General features: G+C 47.0%; 18 protein-coding genes and 1 tRNA gene. 17 read left to right on the forward strand and 2 right to left on the reverse strand.

Going from position 1 to position 19,625, the window contains the following annotated elements; genetic code table 11:
• Positions 1-68 precede the first annotated feature (68 nt).
• A complete protein-coding gene (locus ABIN22_RS17745) occupies positions 69-326 on the forward strand; it encodes a hypothetical protein (protein ID WP_118621307.1) in 258 nt (85 codons plus the stop codon).
• 16 nt (positions 327-342) lie between these two features.
• A complete protein-coding gene (locus ABIN22_RS17750) occupies positions 343-762 on the forward strand; it encodes a GtrA family protein (protein WP_109729149.1) in 420 nt (139 codons plus the stop codon).
• Between the two features lie 57 nt (positions 763-819).
• Here the strand turns inward: ABIN22_RS17750 and ABIN22_RS17755 are convergent, their stop codons facing one another.
• Positions 820-5,139, reverse strand: a complete 4,320-nt coding sequence (locus ABIN22_RS17755) for a 2-hydroxyacyl-CoA dehydratase (protein ID WP_242995910.1) — start codon at positions 5,137-5,139, stop codon at positions 820-822.
• Between the two features lie 289 nt (positions 5,140-5,428).
• On the opposite strand from ABIN22_RS17755, the gene ABIN22_RS17760 reads away from it, so the two are divergent.
• From ABIN22_RS17760 to trpA, 15 genes are all read left to right on the forward strand, one after another.
• Complete coding sequence (locus tag ABIN22_RS17760) at positions 5,429-6,256, forward strand: DUF1751 domain-containing protein (protein ID WP_109729150.1); 828 nt, start codon at positions 5,429-5,431, stop codon at positions 6,254-6,256.
• Between the two features lie 168 nt (positions 6,257-6,424).
• Positions 6,425-7,861 carry a pyruvate kinase gene (pyk, locus tag ABIN22_RS17765; protein ID WP_346910281.1) on the forward strand — a complete coding sequence of 479 codons (1,437 nt, stop codon included), beginning with the start codon at positions 6,425-6,427 and terminating at the stop codon, positions 7,859-7,861.
• A 258-nt stretch (positions 7,862-8,119) separates the two neighbouring features.
• On the forward strand, positions 8,120-8,833 hold the full coding sequence (locus ABIN22_RS17770) for a TrmB family transcriptional regulator (protein ID WP_346910283.1): 714 nt from the start codon (positions 8,120-8,122) through the stop codon (positions 8,831-8,833).
• Positions 8,830-10,104, forward strand: coding sequence for a diaminopimelate decarboxylase family protein (locus ABIN22_RS17775; RefSeq protein WP_346910285.1), 1,275 nt, complete (start codon positions 8,830-8,832; stop codon positions 10,102-10,104). The genes ABIN22_RS17770 and ABIN22_RS17775 overlap by 4 nt, the downstream gene beginning before the upstream one ends.
• A gap of 101 nt (positions 10,105-10,205) precedes the next feature.
• Positions 10,206-10,288, forward strand: a tRNA-Leu gene (locus ABIN22_RS17780).
• Positions 10,289-10,405: 117 nt separating this feature from the next.
• Positions 10,406-10,684 carry a DUF1905 domain-containing protein gene (locus ABIN22_RS17785; RefSeq protein ID WP_109729154.1) on the forward strand — a complete coding sequence of 93 codons (279 nt, stop codon included), beginning with the start codon at positions 10,406-10,408 and terminating at the stop codon, positions 10,682-10,684.
• A gap of 99 nt (positions 10,685-10,783) precedes the next feature.
• A complete protein-coding gene (locus tag ABIN22_RS17790; RefSeq protein WP_146203241.1) occupies positions 10,784-11,050 on the forward strand; it encodes an autorepressor SdpR family transcription factor in 267 nt (88 codons plus the stop codon).
• Position 11,051: 1 nt separating this feature from the next.
• Positions 11,052-11,681 carry an SdpI family protein gene (locus ABIN22_RS17795; RefSeq protein WP_109729156.1) on the forward strand — a complete coding sequence of 210 codons (630 nt, stop codon included), beginning with the start codon at positions 11,052-11,054 and terminating at the stop codon, positions 11,679-11,681.
• Between the two features lie 572 nt (positions 11,682-12,253).
• Positions 12,254-13,732 carry an anthranilate synthase component I gene (gene trpE / locus ABIN22_RS17800; protein WP_346910287.1) on the forward strand — a complete coding sequence of 493 codons (1,479 nt, stop codon included), beginning with the start codon at positions 12,254-12,256 and terminating at the stop codon, positions 13,730-13,732.
• The gene (locus ABIN22_RS17805) at positions 13,729-14,331 is read left to right on the forward strand and encodes an anthranilate synthase component II (protein ID WP_109729158.1); all 603 of its coding nucleotides are present in this window, start codon (positions 13,729-13,731) and stop codon (positions 14,329-14,331) included. Before trpE ends, ABIN22_RS17805 begins: the two co-directional genes overlap by 4 nt.
• Positions 14,324-15,340 (forward strand): anthranilate phosphoribosyltransferase, encoded by a 1,017-nt coding sequence (gene trpD, locus ABIN22_RS17810; protein WP_109729812.1) that lies wholly within the window; start codon positions 14,324-14,326, stop codon positions 15,338-15,340. The genes ABIN22_RS17805 and trpD overlap by 8 nt, the downstream gene beginning before the upstream one ends.
• 11 nt (positions 15,341-15,351) lie before the next feature.
• Positions 15,352-16,152: an indole-3-glycerol phosphate synthase TrpC gene (gene trpC, locus ABIN22_RS17815; RefSeq protein WP_346910289.1), complete on the forward strand. Its 801-nt coding sequence runs from the start codon at positions 15,352-15,354 to the stop codon at positions 16,150-16,152.
• Positions 16,153-16,230: 78 nt separating this feature from the next.
• Positions 16,231-16,854, forward strand: a complete 624-nt coding sequence (locus tag ABIN22_RS17820) for a phosphoribosylanthranilate isomerase (protein WP_109729159.1) — start codon at positions 16,231-16,233, stop codon at positions 16,852-16,854.
• A complete protein-coding gene (gene trpB / locus ABIN22_RS17825; protein ID WP_346910291.1) occupies positions 16,832-18,016 on the forward strand; it encodes a tryptophan synthase subunit beta in 1,185 nt (394 codons plus the stop codon). Before ABIN22_RS17820 ends, trpB begins: the two co-directional genes overlap by 23 nt.
• A complete protein-coding gene (gene trpA / locus ABIN22_RS17830; protein ID WP_346910293.1) occupies positions 18,009-18,788 on the forward strand; it encodes a tryptophan synthase subunit alpha in 780 nt (259 codons plus the stop codon). Before trpB ends, trpA begins: the two co-directional genes overlap by 8 nt.
• Before the next feature lie 117 nt (positions 18,789-18,905).
• Here trpA and ABIN22_RS17835 read toward each other — a convergent pair whose 3' ends face one another.
• Positions 18,906-19,523, reverse strand: a complete 618-nt coding sequence (locus tag ABIN22_RS17835; RefSeq protein ID WP_346910295.1) for an HAD family hydrolase — start codon at positions 19,521-19,523, stop codon at positions 18,906-18,908.
• Positions 19,524-19,625 lie beyond the last annotated feature (102 nt).

The raw sequence follows: 19,625 nt of genomic DNA on the forward strand, positions 1-19,625 counted from the left end.
ATAAAGTTTACACAGATTCCTTACAATAAATACAATAAAAATTGTATTTCAGATTGTGAGGGATGTTTATGTATCATACATTATGGAACTTGATAAATAAAATATCAGATAAGGAATCTGCAGCAGGCATCTATCTGGCGGTTAATATCGTATGCTGGACGGCACTGACAGTTCTGCTTGGAATAGCGGGCGCGGTACTGATACGCATCGATCTTGCAAAAGCGGTGTCAAATATCCTGTGTGCAGGAACCTATGCAGGAATCATTTTCGGGCTGGTCGGGGGAATACTCTACCTTCAGAGAAGGACCGGGGAGGATGACCTGTAATTAAAGGTGAACAAATATGAAATTGAAACTCATCGATAAAACTACGGTGAAGTTTATCATCGTAGGGATAATCAATACGATTGTAGGGACAGGCGTTATGTTCATTCTCTACAATGTATTTCGGGCAAGTTACTGGTTCTCGTCGGCAATGAATTATATTGTGGGCAGTATCGTCAGCTATTTTTTGAACAAGTATTATACATTCCAGTATAAAGAAAGTTCTTTTAAGCAGATATTGAAATTTATCCTCAATATCAGTATTTGTTACTTCATCGCTTATGGTACGGCGAAACCGCTTGTTTATAAGGTTTTGCAGGGCTTTGATGCAGTCATAAGAGATAATGTGGCTATGCTGGTGGGAATGGGGATTTTTGTTGTATTAAACTATATAGGGCAGAGATTTTTTGTCTTTAAGAAAAAAGAAGAAAAGGTATAGACAGCCGGATGAGAATAAAATCAGATGGCAGTCTGTACCTTTTCTCTATATGGTTTACTAAATGCTGCTTACAGCAGCTTCTGTGCGCTTTGCCGTGCTCTTTTCCTGTGTCGGATTTATGTGTCTGTCCTGCATCTCTGCTTCCAGATTTTTATTCGCGGTTGAAAGCATCAGTTTGATGCGGTTCAGCTGGTTTACCTCGCTTGCACCGGGGTCGAAATCGATTGCAACTACATTGGACTGCGGGTATCTGCGGCGGAGTTCTTTGATGACCCCTTTTCCGACAACATGGTTCGGCAGACATGCGAATGGCTGTGTGCAGACGATATTGCCGGCACCGCTGTGGATTAATTCCAGCATTTCCCCGGTTAGGAACCAGCCTTCCCCAGTCTGGTTGCCGATGGAAACGATCTCGGATGCCATTTTAGCAAGATCCTCGATGTGTGCCGGAGGATCAAAATGTTCACTTCTCTTAAACTCGTTGGTTGCCGGTGAACGGAACCATTCCAGTGCCTTGATTCCGAGGTTGCCCATCGTGGCCTTGGATTTCTTAAACCCTAAGTGTGATACTTTGAAGTTCTGGTTATAGAAGCAGTAGAGCAGGAAGTCCAGCAGGTCGGGTACAACTGCCTCGGCTCCTTCGCTCTCCAGGAGTTCCACCAGATGGTTGTTGGCTGCCGGGAGGAATTTTACAAGGATCTCCCCGACAACGCCGACACGCGGTTTTCTGACGTTCAATGTTTCTATTGTATCAAAATCGTGTATGATATCCCGGCACAGTTTTTTGAACCTCCGTCTGGACGGATATCCGCTGGAAACGAATTCCTTGCAGACTTCCACCCATTTCCTGTGGATGGCATCCGTCGTGCCCGGTACTTTTTCATATGGGCGCATCCGGTAGACACACTTCATGAAAATATCACCGATCGCTGCCGCATAGACCCCACGCAGTGCCAGTGCAGGTGTAATCTTGAATCCCGGGTTGCCCTCCAGACCGCTTAAGTTGATGGAGATAACCGGGATATGGGAGTATCCGGCCTTTTTCAGCGCACGGCGGATGAATCCGATATAATTGGAAGCACGGCAACCGCCCCCGGTCTGGCTGATGATCACGGCCAGTTTATCGGTATCATATTTCCCGGATAAGATAGCCTCCATGATCTGCCCGACCACCATCAGGGACGGATAGCAGGCATCGTTGTTGACATACTTCAGACCAACATCTACGGCCTGCTTGTTGTCATTCGGAAGCACCTCCACTTTGTAGCCGGACGCCTGGAATGCGGGTTCCAGAAGTTCGAAATGCATCGGGGACATCTGCGGGCAGAGGATCGTATAAGTACTGCGCATCTCTTTTGTAAACGGCACTTTTTCGATAGAAGACGGATGGATTTCCCTCTTTGTCTGCCGCTGCTCCCTGACACGGATTGCTGCAAGCAGGGAACGGACACGGATACGGGCTGCCCCTAAATTGTTTACTTCGTCTATTTTCAGGGAAGTATATATTTTATCTGAGCGGGTCAGTATTTCTGCAACCTGGTCGGTGGTTACGGCATCCAGGCCGCAGCCGAAGGAGTTGAGCTGGATCAGGTCCAGATTCTCCTTTGTTTTCACATAATTAGCCGCTGCATAGAGTCTGGAATGGTACATCCACTGGTCCATGACATTCAGCGGGCGTTCTACTTCGTGCAGATGGGACACAGAGTCCTCTGTCAGCACGGCAATGTTATAAGAATTAATCAGCTCCGGCAGTCCATGATTGACTTCCGGGTCGATATGGTACGGGCGTCCTGCCAGTACGATACCGCGGTTTCCTGTTTCATCCAGAAACTTGATGGTTTCCTCACCCTTGCGGCGCATATCCTCACGGCAGGCGATAAGCTCGGTCCACGCCTCATGGACGGCGGCACTGATGTCACCGGCAGGGATAGAGAACTTTGCGGAAAGCTCTTCTGTCAGCCTGCTGGAAAGTGTTTCCTCGTTTTTGAAGGAAAGGAACGGGTGGATAAAATCTACATCCCCGTTTACGATCGGGTCCATATTATTCTTTATGTTTTCAGGATAAGACGTTACGATCGGGCAGTTGTAGTGGTTGTTGGCATCCTCAAATTCATTCCGCTCATAAGGGACGGACGGATAGAAGATATGCCCGACACCCTGGTTAATCAGCCACTGTACGTGTCCGTGGGCAAGTTTTGCCGGATAACACTCGGACTCACTCGGGATGGATTCGATGCCCAGCTCATAAATCTTCCTTGTTGAAGCCGGTGACAGTACGACGCGGAATCCTAATTTGTTGAAAAATGTGAACCAGAACGGATAATTCTCGTACATGTTCAGTACACGCGGGATTCCGATTGTGCCACGGGCAGCCTCGGCTTCCTCAAGAGGCTTATAACCGAAGTAACGTTCTTCCTTATACTCGAACAGGTTCGGCAGCTTGTTGAGTGATTTTTCCTTGCCAAGTCCGCGTTCGCATCGGTTTCCGGTAATGAATCTGCGGCCTCCGCTGAAATGGTTAATCGTCAGTCGGCAGTTGTTTGTACAGCCTTTACATTTTGTCATGGTCGTGCTGTATTCCAGAGCTTCGATTTCGTCTATCGGAAGCATCGTAGTTCCTTCACACTCCACATAACGTTCCCTGGCGATCAGGGCTGCGCCAAAGGCACCCATGATCCCGGCAATATCCGGGCGGATGGCCTCGCAGTCTGCGATTTTCTCGAAACTGCGCAGAACGGCATTGTTGTAGAAGGTTCCTCCCTGTACAACAATATGGTTTCCAAGTTCAGATGCATCGGATACTTTGATTACCTTAAACAATGCGTTTTTAATGACAGAATAAGCAAGGCCGGCAGAGATGTCGGCAACTTCAGCGCCTTCTTTCTGTGCCTGCTTTACTTTTGAATTCATAAATACGGTACAGCGGGTGCCCAGATCGATCGGGTTCTTTGCATACAGGGCCTCCTGCGCAAAGTCTTCCACAGAATAGTTCAGCGACTTGGCAAAGGTCTCGATGAAGGAACCACAGCCTGAGGAGCAGGCCTCATTGAGCTGTACACTGTCTACGGTGTGATTTTTAATCTTGATACACTTCATGTCCTGTCCGCCGATATCCAGAATGCAGTCTACATCCGGTTCGAAGAAGGATGCCGCGTAGTAGTGGGAGACGGTCTCAACCTCGCCTTCGTCGAGAAGGAGGGCGGACTTGATCAGTGCCTCACCGTAACCGGTTGAGCAGGAATGGACGATATCCACCTCTTCGGGAAGCTGGCTGTAGATGTCTTTGATTGCACGGATCGTCGTGCCGAGAGGGTCCCCCTCATTGTTATTGTAAAAGGAGTATAGAAGGGTTCCGTCCTCACCGACCAGTGCTGCTTTTGTCGTAGTGGAACCGGCGTCGATCCCGAGGAATGCTTTCCCGCGGTAAGTAGCCAGATCCTTGACCGGCACCTGGTGCTTTGCATGGCGGCTGATAAAGGACTCGTATTCCGCAGTAGTCGCAAACAGCGGATCCATACGGTCTACTTCGAATTCCATCTTAATCTTGCCGGCCAGACGCTCCTGAATCTCCTGCAGTGCGACATTTACGTCTTTTTTTGAATTCAGTGCGGAACCGATTGCTGCAAACAGGTGGGAATGGTGCGGGGCGATGATATGCTCATCGTCCAGGTTTAAAGTACGGATAAATGCTGTGCGCAGTTCAGAGAGGAAATGGAGCGGCCCTCCTAAAAACGCTACATGCCCGCGGATTGGTTTCCCGCATGCCAGACCACTGATGGTCTGATTGACAACCGCCTGAAAAATAGAGGCAGCCAGGTCTTCTTTAGCAGCACCCTCGTTGATCAGGGGCTGGATGTCAGATTTCGCAAATACACCACATCGTGCGGCGATTGAATAGAGTGCTTTATAATTTTTTGCATAATCATTCAGACCGGCTGCATCTGTCTGTAAAAGAGATGCCATCTGGTCAATAAAGGAACCGGTGCCTCCGGCACAAACGCCGTTCATACGCTGTTCGACACTGCCTCCTTCAAAGTAAATGATCTTGGCATCTTCTCCGCCAAGCTCGATGGCAACGTCTGTCTGCGGTGCATAGTCCTGCAGCGCGGTTGATACGGCGATTACTTCCTGTACAAACGGCACTCCTAAATGTTTTGCCAGAGTCAGCCCGCCGGACCCTGTGATAACCGGTGAGACACGGATCGGTCCCAGTTTGTAGATCGCTCTTCCAAGCAGGTCGGACAATGTTTCCTGTATATTGGCAAAATGCCGTTCATAGTCGGAAAAAAGTACTTCGTTATCACCGTTGAGAATTGCAATTTTGACAGTGGTAGAGCCAATGTCAATTCCTAAGGTATGTAATTCATGTAAGCTCATAATATTTTCCTCATCCTCCAGAGCATGCGTGATGCAGGCTCTTTACTAGTATATGTCTGTTACTTCTTATTAAATGTAGTTCATGTTTTTACAACAATTTACATTATACGACATGAAAGGGAAAAACACAATTGGCATTATTATGCAGGATGGCAGTTTATTTCGACAAAGTTTATAAAATTTAACAAAATGATAACAGAAAAAAGCCAACATATATTTGACAAACAAAGAGGCGGACTGTACAATTACTTCATGAATGAGAAAATAAATTATAAGGAGAACGATGTCATTGAACTGGTTGAATAAGTTAGAAAAAAAATTCGGACGCCATGCGATTCATAATCTGACGATGTACCTGATTGGCGGCTATGTGATCGGGTATGGAATCTATTTAATGATGCCAAGTCTATTGAACTGGCTCACACTGGAACCGGCTTTTATTTTACGGGGACAGGTATGGCGGATTGTGTCATGGGTGCTGATGCCGCCAAGCGGCAACCTTTTTACGATCATAATTATGATGATGCTTTATTACTCATTAGGGAATGCCCTGGAACGTACATGGGGGGCGTTCAGGTATAATGTATATATTTTTTCAGGCATTTTGTTTACGGTCATCGGTGCATTCATTCTGTATTTTGTGTCAGGAGGCGGCATAGGTGTGGGAGGGTTTTTCAGCACATATTATATCAATATGTCTATTTTCCTTGCATTCGCGGCCAGCTATCCGGATATGGAACTTATGCTGTATTTTATACTGCCGATCAAGATCAAATGGATGGCGCTTGTCTATGCAGTCATGATCCTGTATTCGATGGTGAGGGGAAATGCAGCCGTCCGGGTTGCGATACTGGCATCTCTGCTGAACTTTGTAATTTTCTTTTTCTCAAGCAGGAATATGAAGCCGTATTCTCCAAAGGAACAGGCTAGGAAGAAGCAGTTTAAGCAGCAGTCAAGGCCCCACATGACCTATCCGGGAGGAGCACGACACAGGTGTGCGGTATGCGGGCGTACGGAACTGGATGACCCGACTCTGGAATTCCGATTCTGTTCCAAATGTAAAGGAAACTATGAGTACTGTCAGGACCATCTGTTTACGCATCAGCATGTGAAGTAGTCCGGGCAGATATTATGATACGCCGCGGCGTATTAGAAAGTCAAAGACCTCGCAGCAGTCTGCGGGGAATTTGATCTTCGTGGCAGCCAGGCAAGGCTAACTTGGCTTTGGTTCGCTGTTCGCGGTAATTAAGAAAAAAGCAGCAGGGTAAGAAGGAGACATGAAAGAATGAAGAAAACAAAAGTAGTTTGTACAATGGGACCGAATACAAATGACAGGGAACTGATGAGAAAACTGATTCAGAACGGCATGGATGTGGCCCGTTTTAATTTTTCACATGGTGACCACGAGGAGCATAAAGGCAGAATGGATATGCTGAAGCAGTTGAGGGAGGAGGAACATGCCAACACTGCAATACTTCTGGATACAAAGGGACCGGAGATTCGTACAGGACTCCTGAAAGAGGGGAAAAAGGTGACACTTAACACAGGTGCTGCTTTTACACTGACGATCGATGAGATAGACGGAGACGATAAGAAGGTTTCCATCACATATGACGGACTGGTGGACGATGTTGATAAAGGCAAGACAATCCTGATTGATGACGGGCTGATCGGGCTGGAAGTGGTGAGCAAGACAGACAGAGAGATCAACTGTATCGTAGTCAACGGCGGTGAGTTAGGTGAGCGCAAGGGCGTCAATGTACCGAACGTACCGGTCAGGCTTCCGGCGATCACAGATAAAGACAAGGAAGATATCAAGTTTGGCGTAGAGCAGGATGTGGACTTTATTGCGGCCTCCTTTGTAAGAAATGCAGAGTGTGTACTGGAGATTAAAGCTTATTTAAAGGAACTGAAGGCACCTTATATCCCGATTATCGCAAAGATCGAGAATGCAGAGGGAATCCAGAATATTGATGAGATCATCCGTGCAGCGGACGGTATCATGGTAGCCCGTGGAGACCTGGGCGTAGAGATACCGGCCGAGGAGGTTCCGTATCTGCAGAAAATGATGATCCAGAAGGCAAACAATAACTTTAAGACCGTAATCACGGCAACCCAGATGCTGGATTCCATGATCCGCAACCCGCGCCCGACAAGGGCCGAGGTGACGGATGTTGCCAATGCGGTTTATGACGGGACAGACGCAGTAATGCTTTCCGGTGAGACTGCACAGGGAAAATATCCGGTTGAGGCACTCCAGATGATGGTTCATATTATCGAGAACACAGAGCAGCATCTTGACTATGATATTATCCTCGAAAAGGCAGGGGCACATTTAAAAACTGGCGTATCCAGCGCAATCGGATATTCCTCCGTCCTCGCGGCAGCTAATCTGAACGCGAAGTGTATTATCACTCCATCCGTGTCAGGTGCCACTGCAAGAGTTGTTTCCAATCTGAAGCCGAAACAGGAAGTGCTTGGAGTGACCCCGAATGAGAGGACACTGCGCAGGATGTCCATTTACTGGGGAGTCAGACCGCTGAAGTCATTGGAATTTAATACGACTGAAGACATCTGCAGCGGTGCGATTGAACTTGCACTTGTGAAGCAGTATATCGAGGTTGGCGATGTTGTAGTACTGACTGCGGGAATTCCTTCACCGAGCGTCAGAAAGGAAAAAAGCGGGGTCAGCAATATGATGAGAATTGCAACAATCGAGTAAGAACTCGTGATAATCAAGGACAGCCACAGGGTTGTCCTTTTTCATTCCATCGGGGGACGTCCCATGAAATAAAAAAGGCCTCCCGGCGGGATGCGCACTACGGCGTATACGGCAGATGTCGCGATGTGGCCGTCGAAGGCGCTAGTTACGCAAGCGAGACTCTTTTCTTGTATTGACATCACAGACACAATCGTGTATAGTGTTCCTATACAGTACTACTAGAAAATGCAAAGATAAGTGTTGACTGGAGGGGATGAAATGGATGAGCAGTTGTTTGCCGGGTATTTGCTTCATTTCGGACTGACCAGACAGGAGGCACTGGTTTACCAGAAGCTTTTGCTTAAGGGAAAGCAGACGGGATATGAGGTGGCTAAGGAGGCCGGAATCTCCCGGTCTAATGCTTACAGTTCTCTGGCCGGGCTCGTGGAAAAGGGTGCGGCGTATCTGGTGGAGGAATCCGCGAAGAGATACATACCTGTCAGGCTGGAGGAGTTTTGTGAGAACTGCATCAGACGGATGAAGGCTGAGGAAGAATGGATGGTCCGCAATCTTCCAGAAGGTCAGGTAGATGAGGAAGGGTATATTACGATTGAGGGAGAGGCAAATATCAGGGATAAGGTTAAGAATCTGATCGTCTCCGCGAAGGAACGGGTGTATCTGTCCTGTGCCGTGCAGGTTCTGGGAGAGTTTCAGAACGAATTAAAGCAGCTGGCCAGTGAGGAAAAGAAGGTCGTAATCATTACAGACGGCCCCTTTGGGATGGATGGTGCAAGGGTCTACCTGACAGAGGATAAGGGAAAGCAGATCGGACTGATTACGGATTCGAAGTATGTGCTGTCGGGAGAATACGGAAAGGGAAGTATGAACACATGCCTGTATTCGGGACAGAATAATTTTGTGCTGGTATTCAAAACGGCTTTGGCCAATGAGATTAAATTAATAGAAATATGCAGAGGAGAAGAAGGAAGATGAAAAAAGAGCCATTTGTAACAAAAGAGCAGCTTGAAGAGATTGTGAAAGAGTTTCCGACGCCTTTTCATCTCTATGATGAGAAAGGAATCCGGGAAAATGTAAAAGCTTTGAAGGAAGCGTTCTCCTGGAACCCGGGATATAAAGAGTATTTTGCGGTAAAAGCGACGCCCAACCCGTTTTTGATTGACATTTTAAAGGAATATGGCTGCGGCTGTGACTGTTCTTCTTATACGGAACTGATGCTTTCCGATGCCATAGGGGTGCGCGGGGAGGATATCATGTTTTCATCTAATGATACGCCTGCGGAGGAATTCGCTATGGCTGACAGGCTTGGAGCAATCATTAATCTGGATGATATCACGCATATTGATTTTCTTGAGGAGACGATCGGGCATATTCCTGAGACGATCAGCTGCCGTTACAATCCGGGCGGATTGTTTAAGATCAGCAATGATATCATGGATAATCCGGGGGATTCCAAGTATGGTATGACGACAGAGCAGATTGTAGAGGCATTTAAGATTCTGAAGAGTAAAGGTGCGAAGGAATTTGGGATTCATGCTTTCCTGGCAAGCAATACTGTAACGAATGATTATTACCCGATGCTTGCAAAGGTGTTGTTTGAACAGGCGGTGCGCCTCCAGAAAGAGACAGGGGTGCATATTAAGTTTATCAATCTCTCTGGCGGAATTGGTATTCCGTACACACCGGATCAGGAACCGAACGATATCCGTATCATCGGAGACGGTGTGCGCAGAGTCTATGAGGAAGTCCTCGTGCCGGCAGGAATGGGGGATGTGGCGATATATACTGAACTTGGACGCTATATGATGGGACCGTACGGGTGCCTTGTAACAAAAGCGATCCATGAAAAGCATACACATAAGGATTATATTGGTGTTGACGCCTGCGCTGTGAACCTGATGCGCCCTGCAATGTATGGTGCCTATCACCACATTACGGTGATGGGGAAGGAAGAATGCCCGTATGACCACAAGTATGATGTGACCGGATCACTGTGTGAGAATAACGATAAGTTTGCAATAGACAGGATGCTTCCGGAGATCGAGATGGGAGACTATCTGGTGATTCATGACACGGGGGCCCACGGATTTTCTATGGGATATAATTATAATGGCAAGTTAAGGTCGGCAGAGGTGCTGTTAAAGGAAGACGGGACAGCAGAGCTGATCCGCCGTGCGGAGACGCCGGCTGATTATTTTGCTACTTTTGACTGTTTTAAAATCGGGGAAAAACTAATTGAGAAATAGGAAAGAGTAATAAAAAAGGTATTGCAAAAAATTGTCGGATATGATAAGATAAAATTCGGTTTGAAGAGCAGAAGGATTTCTGCTTCTTACAGACCGGGTAAGCGGCTGTGGCGGAATGGCAGACGCACAAGACTCAAAATCTTGCGGGGGTGACTTCGTGTGGGTTCAAGTCCCACCAGCCGCATAAGAGCGTGAAACTGAGTGAATCAGGTTTCACGCTTTTTGTGATTTTATACAGTTTATATTTTGAAGCGGATGGGGAAGATAAGATATCATGGCAGCAGAATAGGAGAGACGGATGATGAATGAAAAAGTATATGAATTCGATGCAATATTAAAGAAAGTGCCTGATATCGACGGCGCATATATTGATTTTCCTTATGATGTCAAAGAAGAATTCGGCAGGGGCAGGGTTAAGGTCCGGGCTACTTTTGACGGAGTGCCATATGATGGAAGTTTAGTCAGAATGAAGACGCCGAACCACATCATAGGTGTAAGGAAAGATATTAGACAAAAAATAGGGAAACAGCCGGGAGATATGGTACATGTAACGATATGTGAACGGATAACAAGTATTTAGAAAAACATCTAAATACTTGTTGATTTTTTGTGCCTGTTATGATATAAAGTAATTAGAAAGATTTCTAAATAGATTTTCTGAGAAAAAGGAGGGATGCAGATGAGCTTTGCGGAAACATTTAAGGCACTCTCTGATCCTGTCCGGCGGGAGATTCTGGTACTGCTTAAGGACGGAACCATGCCGGCAGGAGAGATCGCAAGTCATTTTGAGATGACGGGAGCAACAATTTCTTACCACCTCAGTGTGCTGAAAAAGGCGGATCTTGTAAGTGAGACAAAGATAAAGAACTATATTTATTATGAATTAAATACGTCTGTTGTGGAGGAAATTATGCTTTGGCTGTCGGAACTGAAAGGAGAGAATTGACATGAAGGAATACAAAAAACAAATCATAATAACAAGCGTGATTACGATTCTCCCGATGCTGGCCGGGATACTGCTCTGGGGCAGGATGCCTGATAAGGTTGCTGTCCACTGGGGGATGGATAATGTGGCGAATGGATGGGCAGGCAAGGCAACGGCGGTATTTGGAATGCCGGTGTTCCTGCTGGCTGTACAGCTGATCTGCGTTTTTGTGACATTAAACGATCCAAAGAAACAGAATGTCGGCCCTAAATTACTGAAATTGATCTTTTGGTTTATACCGATTATATCCTGGGTATGCTGCGGAACAATTTACATGACCGCTGTCGGTATAAAAGTGAATGTAGGATTGTGGGCGAATCTGCTCATCGGAATCTTTTTTGCTGCACTCGGAAATTATATGCCAAAAGGAAAACAGAGCTACACGGTGGGGATGAAACTTCCCTGGACACTTAACAGTGCTGAAAACTGGAACCGTACATCCAGATTCACTGGTAAGCTCTGGATAGCAGGTGGCATCTGTTTCCTGCTGAATGCCTTCTTACAGATAGGAAAACTAATTTTCCCCCTGCTTATACTTCTGGTGCTGATTCCTGCCATTTATTCCTATACACTTTATAAAAAAGGAATATAGAAAAAATTAAAAAATTTGGTTGACATTTTCAAATAACCTGTATATAATAAAGCATAATTTAATAAGCTAAACCGTTGAAGCGGAGATAAAAACATATCGTGCATTCACAGAGAGCCTGAGGTGGTGGGATTCAGGTAAACGCAGTTTGTTAAATGGACCGCTGAGGGCATGGGGGAAAGGCATAACTGCCGAGTATAGCATGACGTATGGGCGTACGTAAGTCGCCGGAGATATGATAGTATCTTGCTAAGTGCACAGAATTAGTCTGTGAATCAAGGTGGCACCGCGAATTGATGATTCAATCCGTCCTTGACATTACACGAATTGCGTAATGTCATGGGCGGATTTTTTGTTATTAAAAAAATACTCTTAAAATTCTACTATGTTCAAAAAACAGAGGGCCTTAAACACTGAATGACGATACGATAAGATTGCTTATTAAATAAAAAGGAATCTCTGACAAGTGTAAGATACGTTTAGGTACAGGGCAATCTTCACTTAGGTACAGGGCAAAACTTAATTAGGGACGTAGTAAACCTAAGAAATATTACGTCCCCAGAAAGGAGAACTATATGACTTATCCAGATTTGAAACAGGCAATTGAGTTAGCGGCAGCAGGGGATTTTCGCACGATGCCGGTCAGTATGGAGATGTTTTCTGATATGTATACTCCCATCAGTGTTTTGAGGAAGTTGAAGAATGTCAGTGAACACTGTTATATGCTGGAGAGCGCGGAGGATGCGAAGCGATGGGGGCGTTATAGTTTTCTGGGCTTTGAACCAAGGCTGGAAATCAGCTGCCGGAACGGGAGGCTCTGTATTAAGAATGGCGATGTTACAGAGGTTGAGACCGCCAGGCCGGGAGAATATATCCGAAAGGTGATCCGGGACCACAGGGCGCCGAAGGTGGAAGGGCTTCCTTCTTTTACAGGAGGTCTTGTAGGATATTTTTCTTATGATTATATCAAGTATGTGGAACCAACACTGAAGCTGGATGCGAAGGATGAGGCGCATTTCAGGGATGTGGATCTGATGCTGTTTGATCAGGTAATTGCGTTTGACCACCTTAGGCAGAAAATTGTTTTTGTTGTGAATATGCCTTTGAATGGAAATCTTGAAAACGAGTATGAGAAAGCATGCGAAAGACTGGAGAGACTGAAAGAAATCGTGCAGGCTGGGGAAATGAAAGAGCATGTTCCGCTGCATCTGAAAAGTGGTTTTCAGCCGCATTTTACGAAAGAAAAATACTGCGGTATGGTTGAAACTGCGAAGCAGTATATCTATGAGGGGGATATTTTTCAGGTTGTTCTGTCGAACCGGCTGGAGGCGGAGATGGAAGGCAGTATTCTGGATGTCTACAGAGTGTTAAGAAGCACGAATCCGTCCCCGTATATGTTCTATTTTTCCAGTAATGATATTGAAATTGCAGGTGCATCGCCGGAGACGCTTGTGAAATTGGAGGATAAAACGCTCCATACGTTTCCTCTGGCTGGGACACGAAAGAGAGGAGAGACGATTTTGGAGGACATCAGGCTGGAAAAAGAACTGCTGGCGGATGAAAAGGAACTGGCGGAGCACAATATGCTGGTGGATTTAGGGAGAAACGACATCGGGAAGATCAGCAGGATTGGCACGGTGCAGCTTGAAAAATACCAGAGCATTGAACGCTTTTCCCATGTGATGCACATCGGCTCTACGGTCAGCGGAGAAATCAGGGATGATAAAGATTTCATGGATACGGTCGATGCAATTCTCCCGGCCGGGACTTTGTCGGGCGCTCCAAAAATCAGGGCATGTGAGATTATTAATGAGTTGGAGGATCTGAAACGTGGAATTTACGGAGGTGCAGTCGGGTACATTGACTTCACCGGAAATCTGGATACCTGTATAGCGATCCGCATGGCCTATGCAAAGGGCAGCAAGGTATATGTGTGTTCCGGCGCCGGAATCGTGGCAGACAGTGAGCCGGAGATGGAATATCAGGAGTGCATCAATAAGGCAAAAGCGGTGACAAACGCGATCGAAAGAGCGGGAGAGGGGATGGAAGAATGATATTACTGATAGATAACTATGACAGTTTTTCTTTTAACCTGTACCAGCTTCTTGGGGCGGAATGCAAAGATATACAGGTGATCCGTAACGATGAAAAGACGGTAGGGGAAATACGGGAGATGAACCCGGATTATATCGTGCTTTCCCCGGGGCCGGGAAGACCGGAAGACGCAGGAGTCTGTGTGGAAGTGGTGAAGCAGTTATACAGGGAAATCCCTGTTTTGGGTGTATGTCTTGGACACCAGTCCATCTGCCAGGCATTCGGGGCAGAAGTGACATACGCGAAGGAACTGATGCACGGAAAGACATCAAAGGTATGTTTAAACAGAGAGAGCAGATTGTTCAGAGGAATGAAGGAGCAGATTCCTGTTGCCAGATACCATTCCCTTGCAGTCAGTGAAGAAGGGTTTCCATGCATGCTGAAAGTGACTGCAAGGACAACGGACGGGGAAATTATGGCAGTTGAACATAAAGAATATCCGGTATACGGACTCCAGTTCCACCCAGAGTCCATTCTGACGCCGGACGGTTCTGAAATCATACACAACTTTTTAAATATAGAAAAGAAAAGCGGAAAGGAAGTAAGACATGATGATTAAAGAGGCAATTTTAAAGCTGGCAAAAAGAGAAAACCTGACCTATGGGGAGGCATATCAGGTGATGGATGAGATCATGAGCGGGGAGGCGAGCGATGTACAGATGAGTTCCTACCTGACAGCCATGAGCTTAAAGGGGGAGACAATTGATGAAATCACAGCATCCGCCGCTGATATGCGTGAACACTGTGTGAAACTGCTCCATAACGTGGATGCACTGGAAATCGTCGGCACCGGGGGAGACGGAGCCAATTCCTTTAACATTTCCACGACATCCGCACTTGTCATTGCAGCGGCAGGTGTGCCTGTAGCAAAACACGGAAACAGGGCGGCATCCAGTAAATGTGGTGCGGCAGATGTTCTGGAAGAGTTAGGGGTAAAGATCAACATTCCACCGGAAAAGAGTGCGAAGCTTCTGGAAAAAATCGGAATTTGCTTCTTGTTTGCCCAGAATTATCATATAGCAATGAAATATGTGGCCCCTGTCAGAAAGGAACTGGGAATCAGAACCATTTTTAATATCCTCGGACCACTTGCCAATCCGGCAGGCGCTAATATGGAAGTCATGGGTGTATATGAAGAGGCACTTGTAGAGCCGCTGGCAAGGGTATTATCCAAACTGGGGGTAAAAAATGCGATGGTTGTATACGGTCAGGACCAGCTGGATGAAATCTCCATGAGTGCCCCCACAACCGTTTGCGAGATCAAGGACGGGGAGTTCCATTCATACACCATCACCCCGGAAGAGTTTGGCTTCCGTCGCAGTGATAAAAACGAACTGTTGGGTGGAACACCAAAGATGAATGCAGAAATCACAAGGGCGATTCTGAATGGAAAAGAAACCGGTGCAAAACGAAGCGCCGTGTTGCTGAATGCCGGAGCGGCCCTGTATGTGGCCGGAAAGGCAGATACGCTCAAAGATGGCGTCAGACTTGCCGGAGAAACTATCGACAGCGGGAAGGCACTTCAGAAACTGGAAGAGTTCATTCGCTGTTCCAATGAAGAAGACTAGAGGTGGCTGATATGATACTGGACGAAATAGCAGAAAAAACGAGGGAAAGAATCCAAAAAAAGAGGCAGCAGGTTTCCGAAGAAGAATTGAAGGAAAAGGCATACCTGCTGGCCGGGACAGAGAAGGAAAGAAACGGGGGGATATTTCCCTTCCCGTTCGAGAAGGCACTGGCCCGGGAAGGTATCTCTTTTATATGCGAAGTAAAAAAGGCGTCACCCTCCAAAGGTGTAATTGCAGAAGAATTTCCTTACAGGGAGATAGCGAGAGAATACGAGCAGGCAGGCGCATCTGCACTCTCCGTGCTGACAGAACCGTTTTATTTCCAGGGAAGCGACGATTATCTGAAAGAGATAGAGCGTGTGGTTAATATTCCAATCCTGAGAAAAGATTTTACAGTAGATGCGTATATGCTGTATGAGGCAAAGTGTATCGGGGCATCCGCAGTCCTGCTGATCTGCGCCATATTAGATGACAGGCAGCTTATGACATATATGGAAATAGCACAGGAACTGGGACTGTCCGCTCTGGTAGAGGCGCATACAGAGGAAGAAGTAAGAAGGGCACTGGCATGCGGGGCCAGAATTATCGGTGTCAACAACCGGGACCTGAAGACATTCCAGGTTGATATCCATACGAGTGAGCGTCTCAGAAGACTGGTGCCCAAAGACGTACTGTATGTATCCGAAAGCGGAATCAAATCGCCGGAAGATGTCAGACGCCTGAAGGAAAACGGAACAGATGCCGTGCTGATCGGAGAAACACTGATGCGGTCAGACAATAAGAAAAAAATGCTGGGTGAATTTCGTGGATAATGGAAGAACCGCAAAGGGGTCAGACCCCTTTGCGGTCCATATTCAGAATATTCTGATTTTAGTAGTCAGGGAGGCTTTATGAAGATTAAGATTTGCGGCTTGAGCCGCCCGGAAGATATTGATGCGGTGAATGGAAACCGCCCGGATATGATTGGATTTGTTTTTGCCCCGAAAAGCCGGAGGTATGTCTCTCCCCAGACGGCCCTTGAGTTAAAAAATCGGCTGGATCAGGGTATTCGCGCGGCGGGCGTGTTTGTGGATGAGACACTGGAGAATATTGTGGATCTGGTGCAGAAGCAGGTGATCGATCTTGTACAGCTCCACGGCTCAGAGAGTGTGGCGTTCATGGAGAAGTTAAAGTACCGCTGTGATGTCCCTGTGGTGAAGGCAGTTTCTATGACAGGGGACCGCTTTTCGCAGGAACTCCGTATGTGGGATGCAAGCCGGGTTGATTTTCTGCTATTGGACAGCGGGGCAGGAGGGACTGGGCAGCAGTTTGATTACGGCAGGATTACACGGGTTGAAAAGCCTTTCTTCCTTGCAGGAGGGCTGACCCCGGAAAACGTGGCCGAAGCGGCTCTCAAGGTGCATCCTTATGGTGTGGATATGAGCAGCGGGGTAGAGACAGATGGGAAAAAGGATAGGAAAAAAATAGAAGAAGCAGTCAGGAGGATTCGAAATGTCGAAAGGAAGATACGGTGAATTCGGAGGGCAGTACATCTCCGAAACATTAATGAATGAATTGATTCATCTGGAGGAACAGTACGAGTATTACAAAAAGGACCCACAGTTCAAACAAGAACTGAAAAAATTACTGAATGAGTATGCAGGACGCCCGTCTCTCTTGTATTATGCGGAGAAGATGACGAAGGATCTGGGCGGGGCGAAAATCTACCTGAAACGGGAGGATTTAAACCACACTGGCTCCCATAAAATCAATAATGTGCTCGGTCAGGTGCTTCTCGCGAAAAAGATGGGTAAGACCCGCGTGATTGCTGAGACCGGTGCAGGACAGCACGGGGTAGCCACGGCGACGGCTGCAGCGCTTCTTGGGATGGAATGTGAAGTGTTCATGGGAAAAGAGGATACAGACCGTCAGGCGCTGAATGTATACAGGATGGAACTCTTAGGGGCAAAAGTCCATGCAGTGACCAGCGGCACCCAGACACTGAAAGATGCAGTCAATGAGACGATGCGTGAGTGGACGAACCGGGTATCCGATACACATTATGTGTTAGGTTCCGTTATGGGGCCGCACCCTTTCCCAATGATCGTCAGAGACTTACAGAGCGTCATCAGTCAGGAGGCAAGGGCCCAGATTTTATCTGCGGAAGGAAAACTCCCGGCGGCAGTGCTTGCCTGTGTTGGAGGCGGCAGTAATGCGATGGGAATGTTCTATAACTTTATCAGGGATGAGAGTGTGAGGCTGATCGGCTGTGAGGCGGCCGGAAAGGGAATCGACACAGACCAGCATGCGGCTACGATGGCAAAAGGAACACTGGGTGTATTCCACGGGATGAAATCTTATTTCTGTCAGGATGAGTACGGGCAGATTGCCCCGGTATACTCCATTTCCGCTGGTCTGGACTATCCGGGGATCGGACCGGAACATGCCTACTTAAGAGATTCCGGCCGTGCCGAGTATGTGCCGGTGACGGATGACGAGGCAGTCGAATCATTCGAGTATCTGGCAAGAACAGAGGGCATCATCTGTGCGATTGAGAGTGCACATGCAATCGCACATGCAAGAAAAATCGCACCGCTGATGGGGAAAGATGAGTCTATGATCATCTGTCTGTCAGGACGCGGAGACAAAGATGTTGCGGCAATCGCAAGATATAAGGGGGTAGATATTCATGAGTAAGATAAAAAATGCATTTGCCGGCGGAAAAGCATTCATAGCATTCCTGACAGCGGGCGACCCATCAGCCGAAAAAACAGCAGACTACATTCTGGCAATGGAAGAAGCCGGTGCAGATCTGATTGAAATCGGAATCCCGTTTTCCGATCCTACGGCAGAGGGGCCAGTCATACAGGAAGCGAACATCCGCGCATTAAGCAAGGGAATGACAACGGACGGCGTCTTCGGTATTGTGGAGGAAGTGCGCAGGAAAAGCCAGATCCCGCTTGTCTTTTTGACCTACTTAAACCCGGTTTTCCATTACGGGTACGAGGCGTTTTTCGAAAAATGTGAGGAACTGGGAGTGGACGGCATCATCATCCCGGACCTCCCCTACGAGGAAAAGGGAGATCTTGCTGAAATCGCTAAAACCCACGGGGTAGATGTGATTTCCATGATTGCACCGACATCCAGACAGCGGATACAGATGATTGCAAAAGAAGCAAAGGGCTTTCTGTATATCGTATCATCGATGGGCGTGACCGGCGTGAGAAACAATATCGAGACCGATATCCCGGCCATCGTTTCTTCTATTAGAGAAGTGACCGATATTCCGGCAGCAGTCGGGTTCGGCATCAGCACGCCCGATCAGGCAGAAACAATGGCTGCTGCCTCCGACGGGGCAATCGTCGGCAGCGCGATCGTGAAATTAATAGAGAAACATAAAGACCATGCCGAAGAAGCACTGCGGGAATATGTAAAAACAATGAAAGCGGCCGTAAAAAGCGCAGAGTAATGAAATGCGGAATCCATTCCCGGCAGATTAGGATGAAACAAAAAGGGATTGCCTGAAAGTCATGACAAACATTTCAGCAATCCCTGACTGCTCTATAAGAGAGAGAATAAAAAGGTTTTAAAAACGTGACAGCAGTTCCGCAATCCTGCTTATTCTGTCAGCTGCCTGAGGAACCTCACCGAAGCCATATTCCGCGAAGATAAAAGGAATCCCGGCCTCCTGGCATGCCTGGTAATCCCCCAGGGTATCCCCCACATAAACAACATCCTTCAGCCCGTGGCGGCCCATCAGTGTCAGGATTGTCTGGCCTTTGGAAGTAAGTGTGTCACCGAAACAGAGATGGTCCTTAATTACATCCTCAAGGCCGGAAGTCTTCATAAACACTTCAATATAACCGCACTGACAGTTGCTGACGATATAAAGATCCGTTTTTTCAGAAAGAGCCCGCAGCGTTTCAGCAACGCCTTCGTACAGAATCCCGGGCTTTGTCTCCAGAAGCTTATTTTCATACTCAAAACAGAGATCTCCGAGTTTCTGCTGCTCTTCTTCGGAGAGCTCGGGGAAAACGGCATCGTATATTTCATCCATTGGTTTTCCAAACAAATTTTTCAGCATATCACCGTCAATCCTGACATCCAGATTGGAGTGCGCGGCAATAGCCTGATTCCATGATTCGGCCACAGTATCCGTGGAATTCCACAGTGTGCCGTCTACATCAAAAATAATTCCGTCCATATAGATTCGATTCCTTTCTGTCATTAAAAAATCTACTTTTCATCATAACATAAAAATGGCCTTTTAAAAAGAAAGATTTTAGTGTATACTCTAATATGATAA

The organism is Faecalicatena orotica (genome assembly GCF_905197545.1).
Lineage (GTDB): Bacteria > Bacillota > Clostridia > Lachnospirales > Lachnospiraceae > Faecalicatena_A > Faecalicatena_A orotica.